The sequence below is a fragment of the Salmonella sp. 2020_1395 genome (assembly GCF_043848115.1).
In the GTDB taxonomy this organism is placed as follows: domain Bacteria; phylum Pseudomonadota; class Gammaproteobacteria; order Enterobacterales; family Enterobacteriaceae; genus Salmonella; species Salmonella enterica.
The window spans coordinates 47,930-68,054 of the sequence record NZ_JBCMFH010000015.1 but is presented as its reverse complement, the minus strand read 5'-3'; the positions used below and the strand labels follow the sequence as shown (position 1 = coordinate 68,054).

The 20,125-nt window shown below is 51.3% G+C and carries 17 protein-coding genes; 9 read left to right on the top strand and 8 right to left on the bottom strand.

Going from position 1 to position 20,125, the window contains the following annotated elements:
* Positions 1 to 403: 403 nt before the first annotated feature.
* On the top strand, positions 404 to 1,438 hold the full coding sequence (rhaT, locus tag ACH0WD_RS19815; protein WP_000063541.1) for an L-rhamnose/proton symporter RhaT: 1,035 nt from the start codon (positions 404 to 406) through the stop codon (positions 1,436 to 1,438).
* On the opposite strand, the gene rhaR is transcribed toward rhaT, so the two are convergent.
* Together rhaR and rhaS are read right to left on the bottom strand one after the other, a co-directional pair.
* Complete coding sequence (gene rhaR, locus ACH0WD_RS19810) at positions 1,435 to 2,283, bottom strand: HTH-type transcriptional activator RhaR (protein WP_000013288.1); 849 nt, start codon at positions 2,281 to 2,283, stop codon at positions 1,435 to 1,437. The two genes, rhaT and rhaR, sit on opposite strands and share 4 nt — an antisense overlap.
* 152 nt (positions 2,284 to 2,435) lie before the next feature.
* Positions 2,436 to 3,272 (bottom strand): HTH-type transcriptional activator RhaS, encoded by an 837-nt coding sequence (rhaS, locus tag ACH0WD_RS19805; protein WP_000217114.1) that lies wholly within the window; start codon positions 3,270 to 3,272, stop codon positions 2,436 to 2,438.
* Positions 3,273 to 3,559: 287 nt separating this feature from the next.
* On the opposite strand from rhaS, the gene rhaB reads away from it, so the two are divergent.
* The 5 genes from rhaB to rhaM all read left to right on the top strand — a co-directional run bounded on the left by rhaB (position 3,560) and on the right by rhaM (position 8,841).
* Positions 3,560 to 5,029 carry a rhamnulokinase gene (gene rhaB / locus ACH0WD_RS19800; protein WP_000143953.1) on the top strand — a complete coding sequence of 490 codons (1,470 nt, stop codon included), beginning with the start codon at positions 3,560 to 3,562 and terminating at the stop codon, positions 5,027 to 5,029.
* Positions 5,026 to 6,285 carry an L-rhamnose isomerase gene (locus tag ACH0WD_RS19795; protein ID WP_000211462.1) on the top strand — a complete coding sequence of 420 codons (1,260 nt, stop codon included), beginning with the start codon at positions 5,026 to 5,028 and terminating at the stop codon, positions 6,283 to 6,285. The genes rhaB and ACH0WD_RS19795 overlap by 4 nt, the downstream gene beginning before the upstream one ends.
* 142 nt (positions 6,286 to 6,427) lie before the next feature.
* Complete coding sequence (gene rhaD, locus ACH0WD_RS19790; RefSeq protein ID WP_001179685.1) at positions 6,428 to 7,255, top strand: rhamnulose-1-phosphate aldolase; 828 nt, start codon at positions 6,428 to 6,430, stop codon at positions 7,253 to 7,255.
* Between the two features lie 126 nt (positions 7,256 to 7,381).
* On the top strand, positions 7,382 to 8,530 hold the full coding sequence (gene fucO, locus ACH0WD_RS19785) for a lactaldehyde reductase (RefSeq protein WP_000009261.1): 1,149 nt from the start codon (positions 7,382 to 7,384) through the stop codon (positions 8,528 to 8,530).
* Positions 8,527 to 8,841, top strand: coding sequence for an L-rhamnose mutarotase (gene rhaM, locus ACH0WD_RS19780; protein WP_000619478.1), 315 nt, complete (start codon positions 8,527 to 8,529; stop codon positions 8,839 to 8,841). The genes fucO and rhaM overlap by 4 nt, the downstream gene beginning before the upstream one ends.
* Positions 8,842 to 8,929: 88 nt before the next feature.
* On the opposite strand, the gene ACH0WD_RS19775 is transcribed toward rhaM, so the two are convergent.
* Positions 8,930 to 9,478: a helix-turn-helix domain-containing protein gene (locus ACH0WD_RS19775; RefSeq protein WP_001517951.1), complete on the bottom strand. Its 549-nt coding sequence runs from the start codon at positions 9,476 to 9,478 to the stop codon at positions 8,930 to 8,932.
* A gap of 100 nt (positions 9,479 to 9,578) precedes the next feature.
* Between ACH0WD_RS19775 and ACH0WD_RS19770 the strand changes: the two genes are divergently transcribed.
* Both ACH0WD_RS19770 and ACH0WD_RS19765 read left to right on the top strand, forming a co-directional pair.
* Positions 9,579 to 10,238: an AzlC family ABC transporter permease gene (locus ACH0WD_RS19770; RefSeq protein WP_000683586.1), complete on the top strand. Its 660-nt coding sequence runs from the start codon at positions 9,579 to 9,581 to the stop codon at positions 10,236 to 10,238.
* Positions 10,238 to 10,561 carry an AzlD domain-containing protein gene (locus ACH0WD_RS19765; protein WP_000527677.1) on the top strand — a complete coding sequence of 108 codons (324 nt, stop codon included), beginning with the start codon at positions 10,238 to 10,240 and terminating at the stop codon, positions 10,559 to 10,561. Before ACH0WD_RS19770 ends, ACH0WD_RS19765 begins: the two co-directional genes overlap by 1 nt.
* Before the next feature lie 354 nt (positions 10,562 to 10,915).
* On the opposite strand, the gene ACH0WD_RS19760 is transcribed toward ACH0WD_RS19765, so the two are convergent.
* From ACH0WD_RS19760 to ACH0WD_RS19745, 4 genes are all read right to left on the bottom strand, one after another.
* Positions 10,916 to 12,016, bottom strand: a complete 1,101-nt coding sequence (locus ACH0WD_RS19760; protein WP_000828048.1) for a YiiG family protein — start codon at positions 12,014 to 12,016, stop codon at positions 10,916 to 10,918.
* A gap of 584 nt (positions 12,017 to 12,600) precedes the next feature.
* Positions 12,601 to 14,910, bottom strand: a complete 2,310-nt coding sequence (locus ACH0WD_RS19755; protein WP_000382019.1) for a hypothetical protein — start codon at positions 14,908 to 14,910, stop codon at positions 12,601 to 12,603.
* 2 nt (positions 14,911 to 14,912) lie between these two features.
* Entirely contained in the window at positions 14,913 to 16,748 is a 1,836-nt protein-coding gene (locus tag ACH0WD_RS19750) for an ATP-binding protein (RefSeq protein ID WP_023167408.1), read from the bottom strand.
* 657 nt (positions 16,749 to 17,405) lie between these two features.
* Complete coding sequence (locus ACH0WD_RS19745; protein WP_001747924.1) at positions 17,406 to 17,672, bottom strand: DUF3829 domain-containing protein; 267 nt, start codon at positions 17,670 to 17,672, stop codon at positions 17,406 to 17,408.
* A gap of 196 nt (positions 17,673 to 17,868) precedes the next feature.
* On the opposite strand from ACH0WD_RS19745, the gene ACH0WD_RS19740 reads away from it, so the two are divergent.
* A complete protein-coding gene (locus ACH0WD_RS19740) occupies positions 17,869 to 18,900 on the top strand; it encodes a YiiG family protein (RefSeq protein WP_000710967.1) in 1,032 nt (343 codons plus the stop codon).
* Between the two features lie 264 nt (positions 18,901 to 19,164).
* Here the strand turns inward: ACH0WD_RS19740 and fdhD are convergent, their stop codons facing one another.
* Positions 19,165 to 20,001 carry a formate dehydrogenase accessory sulfurtransferase FdhD gene (gene fdhD / locus ACH0WD_RS19735; RefSeq protein ID WP_001059743.1) on the bottom strand — a complete coding sequence of 279 codons (837 nt, stop codon included), beginning with the start codon at positions 19,999 to 20,001 and terminating at the stop codon, positions 19,165 to 19,167.
* Positions 20,002 to 20,125: the final 124 nt, after the last annotated feature.

The following is a 20,125-nucleotide window of genomic DNA, read 5'->3' as shown; positions in this document are numbered from 1 at the left end:
TTGATTCCTAACGTTAATTTCAATATATTTAAATTGTAAATACAAATAAAACAACTAAATAATTACTGTATAACTACCCTTTTATCAAACGGTAAGTCAGACTATTCCCATTATGTGATCTCACGCAGCGTTTTCTTTGCATTGTTGCCAGCTAAGTCGTTTCGTGTCGTTATGATGAAGGTATTTTAGAAAACAAATATTACCCACTGATTTAAATAACATCCAGACGGTCACGATGCGCTCCGACTTTTTTAAAACGTGAAGTTAATCACTTCATTAACGTGCTGATTGCCAGAATACACCCAACGGCGGCAATCGTTATAAGGTTACCAGGCTGCGTAATTTTTAAACTCATGCAAACGGAAGGGGTATCCCGTCCATAAAAAATAATGAGGAACATGTCATGAGTAACGCGATTACGATGGGTATTTTCTGGCATTTGATAGGGGCGGCCAGTGCAGCCTGCTTCTATGCCCCGTTCAAGCAAGTGAAACAGTGGTCATGGGAAACCATGTGGTCAGTGGGCGGCATCGTCTCATGGCTTATTCTGCCGTGGACAATTAGCGCTCTGTTACTGCCTGATTTCTGGGCCTATTATGGGCAGTTTAACCTCTCCACCCTTTTACCGGTTTTTCTGTTCGGCGCCATGTGGGGCATCGGCAATATTAATTACGGTCTGACCATGCGTTATCTCGGGATGTCGATGGGTATCGGCATCGCTATCGGCATTACGCTTATCGTCGGCACGCTGATGACGCCTATCATCAACGGTAACTTCGATGTGTTAATCCATACCGAAGGGGGACGCATGACGCTACTTGGCGTTTTTGTCGCGCTGATCGGCGTCGGGATTGTGACGCGCGCCGGACAGTTAAAAGAACGCAAAATGGGCATTAAAGCGGAGGAGTTCAATCTGAAGAAAGGGCTTCTGCTGGCAGTGATGTGCGGTATTTTCTCGGCGGGGATGTCTTTTGCCATGAACGCCGCGAAACCGATGCATGAAGCTGCTGCCGCGCTTGGCGTTGACCCGCTCTATGTCGCGTTGCCGAGTTACGTGGTGATTATGGGCGGCGGCGCGCTGGTGAACCTCGGTTTCTGTTTTATCCGCCTGGCAAAAGTGCAAAATCTGTCGATAAAAGCCGACTTCTCGCTGGCAAGACCGTTGATTATCAGCAATATTCTGTTGTCCGCGCTTGGCGGTCTGATGTGGTATTTACAGTTCTTTTTCTATGCCTGGGGCCACGCGCGCATTCCAGCGCAATATGACTACATGAGCTGGATGCTGCACATGAGCTTCTATGTGCTGTGCGGGGGGCTTGTCGGTCTGGTGCTAAAAGAGTGGAAAAATGCTGGCCGCCGTCCCGTTGCCGTATTAAGCCTCGGCTGCGTGGTAATTATTATCGCGGCGAATATTGTCGGTTTAGGCATGGCCAGTTAATCGCTTTGATTACTGAGATGACGCCATTGGCTCGGCGTCATCCCGGTTTCCCGCGTGAACACCACTGAAAAATAATTACTATCTTCAAAACCGCACTGCATCGAAATCTCACTAATCATCAGCGGGCTATGCTGAAGCAGATACTGCGCGTGGCAAATACGGACCTGGCGTAAATATTGATTAATCGTCATCCCGGTTTGGGCGCGAAACTGCTGCCGCAGCACCCGTTCGCTGCATTGTTCCTGCTGGCAAAACGCATCCAGCGCAAAGGGACACTCAAGACTATTAGCCAAAGCGGTAATTAATTTATCCAACAGGGTTTCTCTGGAGGTTGCCGGAAGATCGTCGGTCGCGTAGCGATGCCGTTTTAACGTCATCACCAGTTGACCAAACAGCAATTCCGCCATCTCATTCGCCAGCGGATCGCGCCCATTACTCTCATGTTCAAGCTGGTTAATGACCTGCCGCGCCTGATTCATTCCCATACTGCCCAGCCGCCAGTGAGGATGCCACTGCGCGCCCTGAAAGCCGGGAATCATCGCCTGCCAGTTTATATTGAGTTTCAAACGCTCCGGGCAGTAAATGATATTTTGCAGCACCAGATCGTTAACGGAGGTATAGGAATGTTTGTCTTCAGCACGAATGTAAAACAGATCGCCGCGGGTAATTCTGTATGGGCGCTCATTAAGAACGTGTAGGCCATTGCCCCGCCAGACCATCACCAGTTCACAAAACTCATGCGTATGTTCCGCAAAAACATCCTGTGGATAGCGATCGGCAACCGTAACGGCCTGCTGCTCATCAGTAAAAAAATCTTTTTTCAAAAGGATTAACTGATTTGCCACCGCAGCACCTCATGTTGAATGCTTGCCGGATGGCACTACGCTTATTCTGTCTACCGCTCGCCGCCGTAGGCCAGGTAAGGCGCAGCCGCCATCCGGTATTAAAGGGTATAATTATCAGCATATTGGCGACGAAAACGTTGATAGCGTTCGCGTTACTGGATTATCGCATCGCGTCCCTGACGGATATCCCGCGGCGACCAGTTAAATTCTCGGCGAAACAGAGTCGAAAAGTGGTTACTGTCGCCAAAACCGCAGCGGTACGCGATTTCTGTCACGCTATGATCGCTATGGCGTAATAAATGCCGGGCTTTGATCAAACGCAGGCGATTAAGGTAACGTTGCGGCGTCAGCCCGGTATGCTGTTTAAGCTGACGATGCAGCGTGCGTAGCGATAGCGAAAACTGTTCAGCTACCGCCTCCCAGCAGACCTCCTCCGCAAAATGGTCTTCCAGCCATGCCATCAGTTGGTTGAGTTTGGCGTCGTTATTGGTCGCGCCTTCCATCAGACTACTGCGGCGTAACAACACCAGTAGTTGCATAAACAAAATTTCGCGATTCGCCACGGCAGGCGCATCCACGCCGTCTCCGGCGCGCTCCATCAGACCGACCAACTGGCGCACCTGCTGCAACACACTCTGATTCACCCGCCAGTGAGAAGGATAGTAACCATCCTGCTCCTGCGGCAGCAATTGATCCAACCCCGCCAGGAACTGGAAGGCGTCCGGTGAACGCCACAGTACATTCGTCAGGCATAGGTTGTCGGTATGTTCATATAAATGCCGGTCGTGATCGCGAACAAAACACACGGTACCGCCGCTGATGGTATACGGCTGCCCGTTGAATACATGAATGCCCGTACCGTGTTCCACAATCACGATTTCATGAAAATCATGATGATGTTCAGGGAAAGCGGCTTGCGGCAGACGAGGCTCAATCGCCACGGGCGCTTTACCTGATGGAAAAAAATCCACGCTATGCAGTACGGTCATGGTTGCTTCCTCCTGAATTCAACATGTCCGAATAGTAATTAAGGGTTATCGGCCTCACCTTAAATTTTTGACGCTAAAGCGCGCAAACATGGTCTTTTTTTCAAGAAAAGGCGGGAAAAAGCGGGAAATGCGGACGACATCACACCGGCCTATTAGTAGAAACTGTGAACGCTATCACGTTCATCTTTGCCTTGTTGCCAGCGGCTCATTTTCCTGTCAGTAACGAGAAGGTAGGTCTTTGAGGGCTTTTTTAGACTGTGCGCAATGACTCTAAGAAGGACCTGATTATGACTTTTCGCCATTGTGTCGCGGTTGATCTCGGCGCATCCAGCGGGCGCGTGATGCTGGCGCGTTACGACAGCAAACACCGTACCCTGACGCTACGTGAAATTCACCGTTTTGTGAACTGCCTACAAAAAACAGACGGGTTTGACACCTGGGACATCGACAGTCTGGAAAAGGATATCCGTCTTGGTCTGAAGAAAGTCTGCAATGAAGGCATTCTTATCGACAGCATCGGCATCGACACCTGGGGCGTCGATTATGTCCTGCTGGATAAACAAGGTCAGCGTGTCGGCCTGCCGGTCTCCTACCGCGATAACCGTACCACGGGCATCATGCCGCAAGCGCTGGTCCAGATCGGCAAAAGCGAAATCTATCGCCGCAGCGGGATTCAGTTTCTGCCGTTTAACACCATCTATCAGCTACGCGCGCTGACGAAACAACAGCCTGAGTTAACGGCGCAGGTCGCTCATGCGCTGCTGATGCCCGATTATTTCAGCTACCGCCTGACCGGTGAAATGAACTGGGAATACACCAACGCCACGACCACCCAATTGGTCAATATCAATACCGATGACTGGGACGATACCCTGCTGGCGTGGACTGGCGCGAAAAAGGGCTGGTTCGGCCGCCCCTCGCACCCTGGCAATGTTATCGGCGACTGGATTTGCCCGCAGGGCAACCGTATTCCGGTGGTAGCCGTCGCCAGCCACGATACCGCCAGCGCCGTTATTGCCTCTCCGCTGGCAAATAAACATAGCGCTTACCTGTCTTCAGGCACCTGGTCGTTGATGGGTTTTGAAAGCAAAATGCCCTACACCACTGACGAGGCGCTGGCTGCCAATATCACCAACGAAGGCGGCGCGGAAGGGCGTTATCGGGTACTGAAAAACATTATGGGTTTGTGGCTGCTCCAGCGCGTGCTGAAAGAACGGCGCATTACCGATCTGCCTGCGCTTATCGCCCAAACAGAAGCGCTGCCGGCCTGCCGTTTCCTGATTAACCCGAATGACGATCGCTTTATCAATCCTGACGATATGCGCGCTGAAATCCAGGCCGCCTGTCGCGAGACCGACCAGCCCGTTCCCGTCAGCGATGCCGAACTGGCGCGCTGCATTTTCGACAGTCTGGCGCTGTTGTATGCCGACATTCTGCACGAACTGGCAAATCTGCGCGGCGAAAAATTTACCCAACTGCATATTGTCGGCGGCGGATGCCAAAACGCGCTACTCAACCAGTTGTGCGCCGATGCATGTGGTATTCGCGTGATGGCCGGGCCGGTTGAAGCCTCCACCCTTGGCAATATTGGTATTCAGCTTATGACCCTCGACGAATTAAACAACGTCGATGACTTCCGTCAGGTCATCAGCGCTAACTACGACCTGACAACCTATATCCCTAATCCTGATAGTGAAATTGCCCGCCACGTTGCGCAGTTTCAACCCAAACGACAGACAAAGGAGCTTTGCGCATGACCACTCAACTGGAACAAGCCTGGGAACTGGCAAAACAACGTTTCGCCGCAGTAGGTATTGATGTCGAGGAGGCACTGCGCCAGCTCGATCGCCTGCCGGTTTCCATGCACTGCTGGCAGGGCGACGATGTTGCCGGATTCGAGAACCCGGAAGGTTCGTTGACGGGCGGAATTCAGTCGACCGGCAACTATCCTGGCAAAGCGCGTAACGCCACCGAACTGCGCGCCGATCTGGAACAGGCGCTGCGTCTGATCCCAGGACCAAAACGGCTGAACCTGCACGCCATTTATCTTGAGTCGGATACGCCGATTGCTCGCGACCAGATCAAACCGGAGCATTTTAAAAACTGGGTGGAGTGGGCGAAAGCGAACCGGCTGGGGTTGGATTTCAACCCCACCTGTTTTTCTCATCCACTGAGCGCTGACGGTTTTACCCTCTCTCATCCCGACGCGAAAATTCGCCAGTTCTGGATCGATCACTGCAAAGCCAGCCGCCGCGTCTCGGCATACTTTGGTGAGCAGCTCGGTACGCCGTCGGTGATGAACATCTGGATTCCGGACGGCATGAAAGACATTACCGTCGACCGTTTAGCCCCGCGCCAGCGCCTGCTGGAAGCGCTGGATGAGGTCATTAGCGAGAAATTCGACCCGGCGCACCACATCGACGCCGTTGAGAGCAAACTGTTTGGCATCGGCGCGGAAAGCTACACCGTCGGCTCCAATGAGTTCTACATGGGCTACGCCACCAGCCGTCAGACCGCGCTGTGCCTTGATGCGGGCCACTTCCATCCCACTGAAGTGATTTCCGACAAAATTTCCGCCGCCATGCTCTATGTGCCACGGCTGCTGCTGCATGTCAGCCGCCCGGTACGCTGGGATAGCGACCACGTGGTGCTCCTGGACGATGAAACCCAGGCAATTGCCAGCGAGATCGTCCGTCATAACCTGTTCGACCGTGTGCATATCGGTCTGGATTTCTTCGACGCCTCTATCAACCGTGTCGCCGCGTGGGTTATCGGTACCCGCAACATGAAAAAAGCGCTGCTGCGCGCTCTGCTGGAACCCACAGATCAACTGCGTCAGCTTGAGGCCAGCGGCGATTACACCGCGCGTCTGGCGCTACTGGAAGAGCAGAAATCTCTGCCGTGGCAGGCCGTCTGGGAAATGTATTGCCAGCGTCACGACACGCCGACTGGCAGCCAGTGGCTGGACAGCGTTCGCACCTACGAAAAAGAGATCCTGAGCAAACGTAGCTGACAGCGACACCTGATCTGTAGGCCGGATAAGACGCCCGCGTCGCCATCCGGCAATAAATGAAACACAATTGCCGGATGGCGCTGCGCTTATCCGGCCTACGTAAGACCCGAATAACCTTCGGGCAATAAATGGGAACACGAACATGCAAAATATTACCGATTCCTGGTTTGTCCAGGGCATGATTAAAGCCACGTCTGATGCGTGGCTGAAAGGGTGGGACGAACGTAATGGCGGTAACCTGACGCTGCGTCTGGATGAAGCCGATATCGCACCGTTTGCAGCTAATTTCCACGAAAAACCGCGCTACATCGCGCTAAGTCAACCCATGCCGCTGCTGGCGAACACGCCGTTTATCGTTACCGGTTCCGGCAAATTCTTTCGCAACGTGCAGCTCGATCCGGCAGCCAATTTAGGCGTGGTCAAAATCGACAGCGACGGCGCAGGCTACCACATTCTGTGGGGCTTAACCCACGACGCGGTACCCACCTCTGAACTCCCGGCGCATTTCCTCTCCCACTGCGAACGCATCAAAGCCACCCACGGCAAAGACCGCGTCATTATGCATTGCCATGCGACTAACCTGATCGCCCTCACCTACGTACTGGAAAACAACACTGCGCTGATCACCCGCAAACTGTGGGAAGGCAGCACCGAATGTCTGGTGGTATTCCCGGACGGTGTCGGCATTCTGCCGTGGATGGTGCCAGGCACCGATGAAATCGGCCAGGCCACCGCGCAAGAAATGCAGAAACATTCGCTGGTACTGTGGCCGTTCCACGGCGTGTTCGGAAGCGGACCTACGCTGGATGAAACCTTCGGTTTGATAGATACCGCAGAGAAATCCGCTGAGGTATTAGTCAAAATCTATTCGATGGGCGGTATGAAGCAGACCATCACGCGCGAAGAACTGGTCGCACTCGGCAAACGTTTTGGTGTGACACCGCTGGCCAGCGCCGTAGCGCTGTACTAATACCTCCCAACTCAACGCCGGATGCGGCTTTGCCTTATCCGGCCTACAGGTCGGTGCGCATTTTACCGTAGGCCCGATAAGCATAGCGCCATCGGGCAACAGGGAATTTTTTTAAGGAGAATAGTGATGAGCTTTATGTTGGCACTGCCAAAAATTAGCCTGCATGGCGCTGGAGCGATTGCCGATATGGTGAACCTCGTGGCGAATAAGCAATGGGGCAAAGCGCTGATCGTTACCGATGGTCAACTGGTAAAGCTGGGCCTGCTGGATAGCCTGTTTAGCGCACTGGATGAACATCAAATGTCTTACCACCTGTTTGATGAGGTGTTCCCAAACCCGACAGAAGAGCTGGTGCAGAAAGGTTTTGCGGCGTATCAGACCGCAGAATGTGACTACATTATCGCCTTCGGCGGCGGCAGCCCGATCGATACCGCAAAAGCGGTGAAAATTCTGACCGCCAACCCAGGTCCATCTACCGCCTACTCCGGCGTCGGCAAAGTGAAAAACGCCGGCGTACCGCTGGTAGCGATTAACACTACGGCAGGTACCGCGGCAGAGATGACCAGCAACGCGGTGATTATCGACTCTGCCCGTAAGGTCAAAGAGGTGATCATCGACCCGAATATCATCCCGGATATTGCCGTGGATGACGCCAGCGTTATGCTGGAAATCCCGGCTTCTGTGACCGCCGCAACCGGCATGGATGCCCTGACCCATGCGGTGGAAGCCTATGTCTCCGTTGGCGCGCATCCGCTCACCGACGCTAACGCGCTGGAAGCGATTCGCTTAATCAATGTGTGGCTACCGAAAGCGGTTGACGATGGTCATAACCTCGAAGCCCGTGAGCAAATGGCATTCGGCCAGTACCTGGCGGGTATGGCGTTCAACAGCGCCGGTTTGGGGCTGGTTCACGCGCTGGCGCACCAGCCGGGCGCAACCCACAACCTGCCGCACGGCGTCTGCAACGCTATCCTGCTGCCAATTGTCGAGAACTTTAACCGTCCGAACGCCGTCGCGCGTTTTGCCCGCATCGCACAGGCGATGGGCGTGGAGACGCGCGGTATGTCTGACGAAGTCGCAAGTCAGGAAGCGATTAACGCTATCCGTACGCTGAGCAAACGCGTCGGCATTCCAGAAGGTTTCAGCAAGCTGGGCGTCACAAAAGAAGATATCGAAGGCTGGCTGGATAAAGCCCTCGCCGACCCGTGCGCGCCGTGTAACCCGCGCACCGCCAGCCGCGATGAAGTTCGCGAGCTGTACCTGGAGGCGTTATGATCCGCAAAGCCTTTGTGATGCAGGTAAATGCCGACGCGCACGAGGAGTATCAGCGTCGTCATAACCCAATCTGGCCGGAGCTGGAAGCCGTATTAAAATCTCACGGCGCGCATCACTACGCGATTTATCTCGATCAGGAGCGCAATCTGCTGTTCGCCACCGTTGAGATTGAATCCGAGGAGCGCTGGAACGCCGTTGCCAGCACCGACGTTTGCCAGCGTTGGTGGAAACATATGCGTGACGTTATGCCCGCGAATCCGGATAACAGCCCGGTCAGCGCAGAGCTAAAAGAGGTGTTCTATCTGCAGTAAGTCGTGTGCCCGGTGGCGCAAGCTTACCGGGCCTACGGTTTTATTTTTTGTCGGCCGGATAAGGCGGTTACGCCGCCATCCGGCAATTTCAATTCTGCTCCGCTACCAGGATAGCCTGAGTATCCGGTTCCAGCGCTTTAAAGATATGCGCCTGGTCGCCGGGATAACAAATGTAATCGCCCTCCGCCAGCTCTTCCGGCGCCTCGGTTAAGCCGACGAGGGCTTTTCCCTGCGTAACAATAATATGTTCCACCGACCCCGGCGGATGCGGATGAGAGATCCGGTCGGCCCCCGGCTGCGTCAACAGCAGATAGATATCACGCCGCGCGCCGGGCGGACACGCCGCCAGTAATATCGCCTGATAATGCGCCTGCTCCGCCACGACTTTGGTGCCCTCTCCGCGGCGAATCACCTGCGTTTTTTGTACCTGCGGCTCCAGCAGCCTGGCAAAGGGAATGTCGAGCGCGACGCATAGCGACCATAACGTCTCCAGGCTGGGGTTGCCGTTCCCTGCTTCCAGTTGTGAAAGCGTAGATTTAGCGATGCCTGCGCGCCGCGCAATCTCCGCCAGCGACAGTCCGGTTCGCTGGCGTTCGCGTACCAGACTTCTGGCAATGACGCTAATAGGTTGTGTCATAAAGCATCCAACGTTCACTATAACGAACGAAATGTTCGTCTTGTAAAGCAAATCTGTTCCGTTCATTATAATGAAAATTCGTTCGATATGACTAAAGAAGATGAAACACTATTTTTCCTGTCTCAAGGGAGACACGATAAAAGCGATATTTTTAGTGTGCCTGGCCGTGGGCGTCGTCGGCATGTCCTATGGCTCACTGGCGATGGCCTACGGTTTCCCACTGTGGGTGCCGTTTGTCCTCTCTATTTTTGTACTGGCGGGCGCGTCCGAATTTATGTTTATCGGCATTGTTGCCAGCGGCGGCAATCCGTTAGCGGCGGCGGCGGCAGGACTACTGGTGAATGCGCGCCACGTGCCGTTTGGCGTAACGGTGCGCGATTTGGTTGGCACCCGCGCCGCCAGCTTTTTCGGCTGCCATATTATGAATGATGAGAGCGTGGTGTTCGGCCTGTCGCAAAAAACACCCGAACAACGTAAAGCCGCCTACTGGCTATGCGGTCTGGGCGTCGCCCTATTCTGGCCGATTGGCACACTGATTGGCGCAGGTGTCGGCAAACTGCTCCCGGCCCCAGAAACCATCGGTCTGGATGCCGTATTCCCGGCAATCTTACTGGCGCTGGTGATCCCGGCGTTTAAAAACCGCACCACATTGATTCGTGGTTGCAGCGGCGCCGCGCTGTCGCTTGCCGCCGTTCCCTTTGTGGCTGCCGGATTGCCGGTGTTGCTTTCGCTGCTTGGCCTACTGGCGAGGAAAAAATAATGGGCAATATGACGCTATTTATTATCGGTATTGCTCTTTTGTCTGCGGGAACCTATTTGATGCGCCTCGGCGGCGCGAAACTTGGCAGCCGTCTGGCGCTGTCTGAGCGTTCACAGGCGCTGCTCTCGGATGCTGCAACGGTGCTGCTATTCTCCGTCGCGCTGGCGACCACCTTTTACGAAGGCGAACATTTTGCCGGAATGGCGCGCGTTCTTGGGGTTGGCTTCGCCGTATTTTTAGCCTGGCGTAAAATGCCGCTTATTGTGGTGATTATCGCCGCCGCGGTAGTGACCGCGTTATTACGAATGGCGGGTATTAATTAACGTCTTACAGAACAGTTGGACGTGACACCCTATAAGTGATGAAGGCTGGGCCGCCCTATGCTGAAGTGGCTCAGAATTTTCGCATCAGGGGGATAAATGCTATCCATATAAATGCCGATCCTCAATGACACTACCAGTACCTTCCAGCGTGACGTCAACATCTTGTGATAGCTTCAGATTACTGGTTTTTCTAATAGCTCTCTTTAGGTAATGTTTACGTCAGCTATTTTTACGGATATTGCCTGATGAAGAATACATGAACGAAAAAAGCGCCTGATCGGCGCTTTTTATTGGCGTTATCGCGTAATTTTATAGGCACTTGCGCCAGCCTGTGCGCAGTTAATGTGCCGTCACTCAACGCAGGCGGTTATAATCATCCACCATCTCATTATAACTTCTCAACGACGCCGGATAAGAATCCGCAACCATCCATCCTGTTGCAGGGTCCTGCACCCGTTTCTTTTCAAAATCAGAATACTCAACATTGTCTCTGATGCGACGAATATATTTTTTAGCTTGTAGCTGATAATCAGCCGCAGAGCTGATGAAAGAAGAATTACGGCCATCAGTATTCACTTCTTTCAATTGCGCAATCATTGTTTCCAGTTCCGCGACTTTTTTCATCATCGCTTCGGCATCAAAGGTATCGGCAGAAATAACCTTGTTGATCTGCTTTGCCGAGATCATGACAGCCAGAGAATAATAGTTAAATGTTTTACCTTCCGCTTCTTCTATTCTCTTCAACTGTGTCAATTGCCGCCTGTCATTTATCTCCTGAATAGCCTCATGATATTTTTCCGAGACGGGTTTAAAATCCTCGATATTCTTCAGTAATGTCTGATGCAGCGCCTTACCTTTAGCAAAGGCATCATCTTTATAGTTTTCCTGGGTATAATATTTTTCCATTTCGTTAATGGTATTACCCAGCGCGGCGGCGCTATCAATATAGCTAACGGCAACGCCATCAATAGGCTCAAGTAATGGCGTTAAGGCGGCCACCTGTTTCATCTCTTTCTGGCAATTCGTTATGTAAGACTCCGTAATACCATAAATGCCATAAACCAGGCTCTCTTTCCCTGTCGGGCCTTTTTTAAAGTCTTTCACCCAATCCGCGTAACGCGCCAGACTGCGCTGAACGGGCAATTGAAGTTTATTAAAACAATCGATATAGACATCCATTTTTTCACTATAAACTTCTTCAGCGTCAACCTCCGGCTGAGCTGGCGTTTCTGGCTTCGCCGCCGGGGGCTGAGTTGCCGTTTCTGGCTTCGCTGCTGGGGGCTGTGCTGGACTTTCGCCAGATTGCGTTTCCGGCGTCTGAGAAGGCGCTGGCGTCGCAGGCTGACTGCTGGCGGCCGGCGTCGCCTCGGTTTTAACATTATTGTCATCACATCCTGTTGCGCCCAGGGTCATTAGCGCAATGATTATCGCTGAGGATAATAAATTCCTTTTCATTTAATTGCCTTTTGTATATTTACGTTGGGGTTCTCTTATTTTAACGAACACATTGATATTGATAATGTTAATTATAATGAAATATGCATTAAGTATTTTTCGTGTTGAATAAATCACATACCTATTTTCTTCATTAAAATGAATCTGTAAATTTCAATAATGTTATTTATAGGTTACTCTAATGAAAGAGAATTTGTTATCACCAATCTGGCCGGATCTCAAAAAATGCATAGAACTAAAACGGGTCTATTTACAGTAAGACTTGCCGAGACCCAACTCTCGCCCAGCGCCTACGGTGGCGGATGTTGAATGTTGGGTTTCGCTTCGCGCCACCCTGTCTACAAAGTCCGCAATATCAATATGTTGTAAAACGATCTCGCAAGCCTTAAAGCTGCGCTCCATCAGATACTGAGTTTGTCATCACAACAGACAGCGGGAGCATTTCCCGCTGTCTCAGATGATTGACAAGCCTTGCCTGAGTTTTGCCGGATGGCGGCGCTTGTGCCTTATCCGGCCTACAAACAACGCTAATTTCAACAAATTACACTATTTCTGACAGTATTCGGGGAATATAGCCCCGCAGGTTACATCCCGTACCGTTCAGCAATGGCGCGGTGTTTCTCTTCATTTACGCCTGCGGCCTGCGCCAGCCGCCACCAGCATAGCGGATGCTCCCAGTCGGCGGTCAAACGCGTCAGCGTTTTATCGATATCCGCCTTCGTTACCGACTGCGGCGCGCTGATAACAAAGTAAAATCCTGGGAGGGGAGTCGCATCGTCGCCCTGATGGCTATCGGTTAAGGTGTAATCATCCGGGCTACTGCTCCAGTAATACCACCCCAGCTCCCTGATAGCCTCGCGAAAAGCGTTGTACTGCGCTTCCTCCGGCATGACGCCGTCGCAAAACCAGGATTCGCCGTACTCTGTTGGAATCACCGTTTTCAGGCTGGCATATAAAGGCGTGAAGTTCTTCCGCTCTTCTTCGTCTTCCGGCGGCGTATTCAGTCGCTCGGCGTCAAAGACCACGATTTCACCGACATGCTGCGGGTAATCAGTACGATAAGTGGGCTCAACCACTCTTGCCGTCACCGGCCCAATGCGCTGGGCGAAATAGTATCGGTATTCGTAATCTTCGCGGAAACGCAGGTTTATTAGCCCCCAGTTTTCATCGATAAAACCTTCGCCTTCGGTGAGTTCAATCTCCAGCTCCGCCGCAAGCCTGCGCACGATATCCCATTTCTGCAAAATGCTGGCCGCCGCCATCATATCCCACTGGGTGTTGCGGGGATCTTCTTCGCGCCGTGTGAGCAGTGCCAGTAGCTGCTGTAAATATTCCAGTTGCCTGTCGTAGGCTTCCTGTTTTTGCGCCGCCCATGCGCACATCCGGTAAGCGCCAATCCACTCGCCGCCAATTTTAGTTTGCAGCAGTTTTTGCCCTGTCGCTTCCAGCTGCGCCCAGTCTTCCTGCGAGCCGAGAACCCGCGCACGGAACCACAGCGCCATATGCTCCTGCCCGGATGCGTCATACTGCCGGGCCAGTTGTTCAATCTCCTCCAGCTCGCCTTTCGCCAACAGCAGGTCCAGCAGATCAAAAGGAAGGCCGTTGTCCTCTTGCAGATGGTTTTCAACATAATGGCGCAAAAGCGCGATCGACTCGTCCCGCGCGTAACAGGCGTTCAGCGCATTGACCAGTCGGCCAAGTAACTCCGCATCCTCAGGTGACTGCATAAAGGCGCGGCGGAACTCTTCAACATCTTTTTCTGGATCGGCCTCTGCGTCTTCCGCCGTATTTTCAGTTTGTGGCATAGCGGGGCGCGCCGACAGTTCTGCTTCTTTGGCGGCAATTTTCTCGCTGAGTTCCAGATACTCCCGGTCAACGCCCAACAGGGCGCGCAGTTTTGGCATATGCCGCTGGGCAAGTTTAAACGCCTGCTTCGCGACCCAGACGGATTCACGATCCAGCGCCAGGTTAATCTGCATTTTCGCCAGATCCACCAATTTACGGTGCGCCCCCACCTTAGAATAGTGTTCCAGCATGTGCTGGAAAATTCTCGCCAGCCGCCAGTGGTTACGTTCCGGATAACGGGGAAGCAACACAATCAAAATATCCAGCCACAGATCCCAGGAGTAAGGCGTAAGATCCGACCAGGCGGGTAACGCTTCCCAGACCTCCTCGTCCTGCCCGCCGCTCAGCGCCATGATGTACAGCTTTTTCAGCGGATAACCGATGCGATCGCGCCCCCAGTAGTCATTTTCAGCGATCAAATGTTCAACCAGCTCACGCGCCTCTTCATAGCGTTGCAGCGCGATCAGGATATCGACTCGCGTCGAGAGCAATGCCTCAACGTATTCCTCTCCCGAATCCTTCACCGCCGCAATCTGTTTATCCACATACGCTAACGCTTCTTCGTGCCGATGGGTGTCCATCAGGGCGCTGGCATATTCCGTGGACAAACACTGAAAACAGTTCCAGGTGGGGTCGATGCGCGCAATCGTCTCTTCGCAGACCGCCATTCGCTCTGCCGCCCAGCCAGGGCCATCTATGTTTTCATAGCAGGCGGATAAATCCTGGGTGACGCAGATGGATTGCGGACAATCTTTCGCTTCTTCCCGGTGCGCTTTTTCAAACAGGGCGACAACATCAGGCAGGACCTTTTCGCCTTCGCTATAATTCGTCAGGCGGTGACGCATCTCCCAGTGCCCGATAAATATCTCCAGCCACGGATTTTTGGCGACCTGATTCAGGGCTTTCATTTCTGGCAACAGCGCATCACACTTTTCCAGTTGTAAATTTAGCGCGCCTTCAGAAAAGTCATCAATTATCTGGGGAATATATCCCTGCCCGGCATCCCGCAACTCTTTACTGTAGTTGTTGTACCATTCCCATGTATCCATTTTTATATTCCTTGCTTAATTAATGAGGGGATAATCTGCGTGAAATCTTCCAGTGCCTGATGCAAATCCCATTGTTGTTCTTTATTTCCATTACTACATAAAATAACTTTCAGGGATTTTAATAACCGCAGCGCCGCCACCGGTTGCTGATGATTCTGCAATGCCGTAACTAATTGTTTGACGCAGGCGTTATTCAAATTGAGATATAAGCTGGAGGTTTTGGTTTGTTTAATCTGCGAAGTAAACTGGCGCGCCAGCATTAATGCGGCGGTACTCATTCGCTTGTCCGCATCGTCCTGTTCAAGGATTTGTTTTAATTCGGCTTCACGATCGAGGGTCACCACCAGCGGCAAAACATCCGGGTCAAAGCGGGAGATAATTAATTGCTCGCCGTCGCATAAATGCGCTTCCAGATAATCGACCTGTTCCGCCGGTAAATCGGCGAGCGTAAAGAGTTGCTCGTTGCCGCTTTGCGTGCCGACTTCAATAATCCGACAATGGTATAACAGCGCCCAGCGTCGTAAAAACGGGACCACAGCATAGCGATCGCCTCTGGCGACGGGCCGTTGCAGAATATGGAATAGCATCTCTTCAAAGCCGCCATCAGCGCCCAACAAAATATGGATGCTGTTATTAATGCGGAGTTCCTTCGCCAGCACCGCGCCTTTCGACGTGGGCACCTGCAACCGATCCTTCAGCAGATCAAAAAGACGATCGTCACACAGCGCCGCGCCCAGCAGCGCTTCGTTATGACGCATTAAAACGCGTCGCCATATCTCCGGCTGGTTTTGCGCGAGATCCGACAAACCGGTAATCAGCGCTTCTTTCAATGCCTCCTGTACCGCAACCCAGGTTTCGTCCCGCTGCAAATCTTCCCGGCTTGCCGTCGGCGTGAGTTTCGACGATTCAATCACGCCGCCAATAAACCCCGCCCACGGCGGCAGGAGTTCACGCGCTTCGTCATCAAGCAGCATTCCGCGTAAAAAGAGGGATAGATTACGGTTGTCGCTGGTGCCGTAAGTCGCGCCGTCCTGAATCCACAGAATGCCCACGGCATCGCTGCCCCCCTGCGGAACCACCGGCAGGGTGCAGATAGGTTCGAAGGACGATTCGAACTGCGCCGCGAACGCGAGGTTTTTACGCTGGACCAACGCACGGTGCATCGTCACGCCTTCCGGCGTCGATTCGCGCCAGGGCGGCTGGAGTTTATTTACCGGTTCGGTCGCATCGCCGACAAAAACTGGCTCATGCAACAAAATGCAGTACCTTGAGAGTACGCGATTAAGCAGATTATTACTGGCAAGATGGCTGTATTCTTCTTTCAGCGTCAGGATCACCTGGGTTCCCGGCGCGACGGCGTCAGAAGGCGTAACGGTATAGCGCTGCCCATCAACAGAGTGATATTTCCAGCCCTGGTCCGGCGTTTGCCAGGACGTGGTCAGCACGGTGACATCTTTCGCCAGCACAAACGCCGACAAAAAGCCCAGCCCGAACATGCCGATTAACCCTGTGTCATCATCCTGCTGGCGCAGCATCCGGGTATAGCCCACCCCGACGGTCGCCAAAAAACCATGAATTTCGCTTTCCGTCAGGCCCGCGCCGGTGTCAGATATCGTTATAGTCGATTTTGCCACATCCGCCACAACGCGGATGTGGTTATCCTGCGGGGCATCGGGCTGTTCGATTCGTCTGCGGACAATCGCATCGTGCCCGTTCTGCACCAGCTCTCTTATCGCAACAACGGGCGTTGAATAAAGATGCTTACTGAGAACTTCTATTAATCCATTTAAATTGACTTCAGTAGAAAAAGAACTGTCGGATAGCTGCAATGCACTCATTTTTCAACACTCATAATCCATCACCTGCTGTTGAAAAGTTTTATTTTTACAGTCGGTGCGTAATTTTCGGTTTAACACGCAATCATCGCATCCAGCTCATATTCATTATTGATACGATGATTGTTTCTTGGCTATACATTTCATCCTTCAAGCTGCCTCTGCGTTGGCTGCGCTCATTCACCCCAGTCACGTACTTATGTACGCTCCAGGGGATTCATTCCCTTGCTGCCTTGATGCAACTTGAATGATTTCGTGTATATGTAAAAATCGGACAAATAATTAATGTTACCGTCATGATGCTAAAGCATCATGACGAGGCGCAATGAGTATATACATAATCGGGAATAGTTACGATATTAACGATTGTATTAATAATGTAAAAATTATTGTAACTTATTCAACATAATTATATTTTCAAAAAAATAAACAATATAAATCACATGAATATCATTAACAAATTTCAATAAAAAATAAAATCGTTCATTAACCAAGCCGTGCGGAAATGCTGATATTGTCACAATAACCAAATAATATTTAATGTTTTTTAGTCGCTGGTACATTCCGTTCTATTTACGAGGTTAACGGACCATCAGACGTTTATCACGTTGCTTAAGTAATTCTTCCCAATAAAAACACTTTACCTGAAAGTTTAATCATTCAGTTCATTAAATTAAACCTTGTCACTAAATCATTATAACCTCTGATTACCTTATCAAAAGAACCCTCAGCCCATGCCGGATTCTCTTTATCGCTGTCGGTCAAAGGGATGTGATCTCGTTCACGACGAACTCGCGTTTTTACAGCCAGCACATATTTGTCTGCAGCCTCAAGAAACTGCTCGCGCTGAAAAGAACCACTTTTGGTGTCATTTTGTTTGGCTTTCAGTTGCGCAACATGCTCATTCAACGCCTGTACTTGCTTCATCGCGTCATCCACATTAAATCCGTCATTTTGCAAAAGCTGATTGGTTTTCTTATTTTAACGAACACATTGATATTGATAATGTTAATTATAATGAAATATGGATTAAGTATTTTTCGTGTTGAATAAATCACATACCTGTTTTTTTTCATTAAAATGAATCTGTAAATTTCAATGATATTATTTATAGGTTATTCTAATGAAAAAGGATTTGTTATCATCAATTATTATCGCTATGCTGATGACTGCCGGGCTAAGCGCTTGTGATGAAAAAAAAGCGGACGAACAACCTGTAGCTCAAAGTGCGGATTCATCAGCGAGCAATACACAATCCACATCAGCGGAAAGCGCAGATGCGAACGATGTTCTTAACCAAAAGCTGAATGTTTACATTGATTGTTATAATAATCTCCAGGCAGATATTTACCGTGCTGTAAATCGTTATGCTAACACATTCGACGATTTCCGCACCGGTCCTACCGGTAAGGAAGACGATCCCTCTCCGCTGGTTCCTGTGTATCCTGCATTTATCCAGGACTGCCGGAAAGACATCAAGGCGGCGGCTGAATTAAAGCCGGCGTTTGCCTCTCTGGATAGTGCTGCTCTGGCATTTATTAATGCGGCTGGGCCACTAGCTGAAACAATCAATAGTATGAATAAATACTATGATCAAGATAACTTTAAGGATGATGCCTTTGCTGGCGCTAAAGCGTTTCATAAAACGTTTATAAAACAGTTCGATGAGTTTGATCCCATTGCGAAGAAATATATCGCCGAGATTACCATTATGAGTGGGCAGCATGCGGCTAATGAAATTAAGGCGACCGAGAAGAAAGAAGGTAAATCCATTAAGTACTATACGCTTTTGACGATGCAGGAAGCCGAGACGCTTAATGACGCTGTAGCTGATGATTCTTTTGATGTGGCGGCAGTAAGCAAACAGCTCGCTGATTTTGAAGAGCATACTCAGAAGCTAAACGAGAAGATCAACGTTGATATAGATAAACATCGTAGCTTCCCTGGTTTTATTTCTGAGCTGGAAAAATTCCAGGGCAAGGTGAAAAAACGCATTCGGCGCGTGCGCGATAACGTGGCGTATACCTCGCATGAGCAGGACTACCTCAATAGCGGCAGCGGCGATATGGTAGATGGTTCTTATGAGGCTGTGGTTAAAGCTTATAACGAGCTCATCGATACCTATAATGGCTATCATCTTGAGCGTGAGTTCTAAGCTTTTCACGCTGCAAATCGCGTGCATATGACCGCTGAACTGAGCAAATAAGTCGTTAGCGACTGCCGAAAGAGCGCCCCAGGGGCGCTTTTTTCGTTCGAAGTATTACCGGGTAGCAAGCGCCTCGTGAATGGCTGGAATAAGCTGCGGTCCAGCATAAAAATGATTAAAACCTGTATGGCCTCGCCACTATACGTGTATACGTGATTCCGTTATCAAGAGAGGCTGAAATATATATTTTACGCAAATGTAGAGGGTACTATTTTAGTCTGCGATTAACCGCTGCGGATGGGTATAAATCGTCGCCCGACCCGGCTTACAGAACCCCACCAGCGTAAGATTACACCGTTCAGCGACGTCAACCGCGAGCGTGGTGGCAGCAGAAACCGCAAACAAAATTTCCACACCGCACATCGCCGACTTCTGCACCATTTCGTAACTCGCACGACTGGAAACCAGCGCCGCGCCTTGCCGCCATTCCTCACCTTCCGTAGCGCGGCGGCCGAGCAGTTTATCCAGCGCAACGTGGCGTCCGACATCTTCATGGCCCCCCGCCAGTTCACCCGACGGCATGACCCATGCCGCAGCGTGCGTACAACCCGTCAGCTTACCCGTCGGTTGAAAATCATTCAGATGTTTTAACGCGCGATCAAGGTTACCGAGATTAAACGTTTGGCTAAACGGCAGCGGTTGCACCGGCTTACCAATGTCATTGAGCTGTTCCACGCCACACACGCCGCAACCGGTGCGTCCGGCCAGCGCGCGACGACGCGCTTTCAGCCCCATAAATCGACGGCTGGAAAGATCAATCTGCACTTCAAGTCCGTTACAGGACGGCACAACGTCCATGCCATAGATTTCACGCGGGCTGTCAATGATCCCTTCCGACAGAGAAAACCCCATTGCGAAATGCGTCAGATCTTTCGGAGAGGCCATCATAACGACATGCGAAATACCGTTATACACCAGTGCCACTGGCACTTCCTCGGCAACATCATCAAGTTGGGGGGACTGCAAATCCTCGCGTTTCCAGAGAGTCAACTGGCGTGAGGTTGTGAAATCAGTCACATTTAGGACTTCTTCAGACAGTATATTGTTCACTTTCTTTTAACCATATAAGAACACGCACACCAACATTATGGTATTCTGTTACAACTCCTCCCGGATGGAGGAAAATTTATCCAATTCTGAACCTTTGCGGGCCCGTCCGCAAAGAAAAATAACA

Excerpts from the sequence above, each read along its gene's own strand:
- rhaT (WP_000063541.1), top strand. The coding sequence starts at position 404 with ATGAGTAACGCGATTACGATGGGTATTTTCTGGCATTTGATAGGGGCG.
- rhaS (WP_000217114.1), bottom strand. The coding sequence starts at position 3,272 with ATGACCGTACTGCATAGCGTGGATTTTTTTCCATCAGGTAAAGCGCCC.
- rhaB (WP_000143953.1), top strand. The coding sequence starts at position 3,560 with ATGACTTTTCGCCATTGTGTCGCGGTTGATCTCGGCGCATCCAGCGGG.
- ACH0WD_RS19795 (WP_000211462.1), top strand. The coding sequence starts at position 5,026 with ATGACCACTCAACTGGAACAAGCCTGGGAACTGGCAAAACAACGTTTC.
- rhaD (WP_001179685.1), top strand. The coding sequence starts at position 6,428 with ATGCAAAATATTACCGATTCCTGGTTTGTCCAGGGCATGATTAAAGCC.
- fucO (WP_000009261.1), top strand. The coding sequence starts at position 7,382 with ATGAGCTTTATGTTGGCACTGCCAAAAATTAGCCTGCATGGCGCTGGA.
- rhaM (WP_000619478.1), top strand. The coding sequence starts at position 8,527 with ATGATCCGCAAAGCCTTTGTGATGCAGGTAAATGCCGACGCGCACGAG.
- ACH0WD_RS19775 (WP_001517951.1), bottom strand. The coding sequence starts at position 9,478 with ATGACACAACCTATTAGCGTCATTGCCAGAAGTCTGGTACGCGAACGC.
- ACH0WD_RS19770 (WP_000683586.1), top strand. The coding sequence starts at position 9,579 with ATGAAACACTATTTTTCCTGTCTCAAGGGAGACACGATAAAAGCGATA.
- ACH0WD_RS19765 (WP_000527677.1), top strand. The coding sequence starts at position 10,238 with ATGGGCAATATGACGCTATTTATTATCGGTATTGCTCTTTTGTCTGCG.
- ACH0WD_RS19760 (WP_000828048.1), bottom strand. The coding sequence starts at position 12,016 with ATGAAAAGGAATTTATTATCCTCAGCGATAATCATTGCGCTAATGACC.
- ACH0WD_RS19755 (WP_000382019.1), bottom strand. The coding sequence starts at position 14,910 with ATGGATACATGGGAATGGTACAACAACTACAGTAAAGAGTTGCGGGAT.
- ACH0WD_RS19750 (WP_023167408.1), bottom strand. The coding sequence starts at position 16,748 with ATGAGTGCATTGCAGCTATCCGACAGTTCTTTTTCTACTGAAGTCAAT.
- ACH0WD_RS19745 (WP_001747924.1), bottom strand. The coding sequence starts at position 17,672 with ATGAAGCAAGTACAGGCGTTGAATGAGCATGTTGCGCAACTGAAAGCC.
- ACH0WD_RS19740 (WP_000710967.1), top strand. The coding sequence starts at position 17,869 with ATGAAAAAGGATTTGTTATCATCAATTATTATCGCTATGCTGATGACT.